Here is a 1,141-nt window from a genome sequence, read left to right on the forward strand (position 1 = left end):
TCCCAGGACTGGACGAGCCCGATCGACATGCCGGCCCGCTTCCGCAACACCGGATCGAGAATCTGGGTTGCGAGATCACTCACCGGAACGGGATTGCCGAAGGGCCTTTTCCCTGCCATGTGCGTTCTCCAGTCACGACCTTCACCACGTATCGGTTAGGCCAGTCCTCGATCAATGGCACTGCACGACCAGACCCGCAAGACCGCATTCAGAGACAGCGGCAGAGCCGCGTCTGGAGAAAGCGGCGAGATCGCGTCCCGCCTGCTCGGCTGGTACGACGCGTATCACCGCGACTTGCCGTGGCGCGTTGCGCCGCGCGAGTTGGCAAGCGGCATACGGCCCGATCCATACCGCGTCTGGCTTTCCGAAGTCATGCTGCAGCAGACCACGGTCGAAGCGGTAAAATCCTATTTCCGGGCCTTTGTCCAGAAATGGCCTGATGTTGAGGCGTTGGCTGCGGCACGGGCCGAAGATGTCATGAAAGCCTGGGCCGGGCTCGGCTATTATTCCCGCGCGCGCAATCTCAAGGCCTGCGCCGATCTCGTCGCAGGGCAAGGCGGCAGGTTTCCGGACACGCAGACTGCCTTGAGAGAGCTGCCCGGCATCGGCGCCTACACGGCGGCGGCGATCGCGGCGATCGCCTTCGACCAGCCGGCCGCGGTCGTCGACGGCAATGTCGAGCGGGTCGTTTCCCGGCTGTTCTCGATTGCCACGCCGCTGAGCGAAGCCAAGGGAGACATACGCGCCTATGTCGAGCGCATGGTTCCAGCGACCAGACCGGGCGATTTCGCCCAGGCGATGATGGATCTCGGCGCGACGATCTGCACGCCGCGCCGACCGCGTTGCATGCTGTGCCCGCTGCGAGAGGATTGCAGCGCCACTGTTTCAAGCGATCCCGAGCGCTTTCCTGTCCGCCTGCCGAAGGGCGAGAAACCGTTGCGGCGCGGGGCTGCCTTCGTTGCCGTACGTGACGATGGCGCCATTCTTTTGCGCAAACGTGCGGATAAAGGCCTGCTCGGCGGCATGACCGAAGTACCGACGACCGGCTGGACCGCGCGGATCGACGGCGCCACCACGGACGCGGCAGCGCCCTTTCCCGGCAACTGGCGGCCAACCGGGCGGATTGGCCATGTCTTCACCC

The 1,141-nt window shown here is 64.9% G+C and carries 1 protein-coding gene and 1 pseudogene; one reads left to right on the top strand and one right to left on the bottom strand.

Annotated elements, in window-relative coordinates; genetic code table 11:
* A pseudogene (locus EOA85_RS39705) lies at positions 1–119 on the bottom strand (DUF721 domain-containing protein); the annotation flags it as partial.
* Between the two features lie 55 nt (positions 120–174).
* On the opposite strand from EOA85_RS39705, the gene mutY reads away from it, so the two are divergent.
* Positions 175–1,141, top strand: a 967-nt coding sequence (gene mutY, locus EOA85_RS35755; protein ID WP_127212766.1) for an A/G-specific adenine glycosylase, incomplete at its 3' end; no start/stop codon positions are given.

Origin of the sequence: Mesorhizobium sp. M5C.F.Ca.IN.020.29.1.1 (assembly GCF_003997375.1) — a bacterium.
GTDB classification, from domain to species: Bacteria; Pseudomonadota; Alphaproteobacteria; order Rhizobiales; family Rhizobiaceae; genus Mesorhizobium; species Mesorhizobium wenxiniae.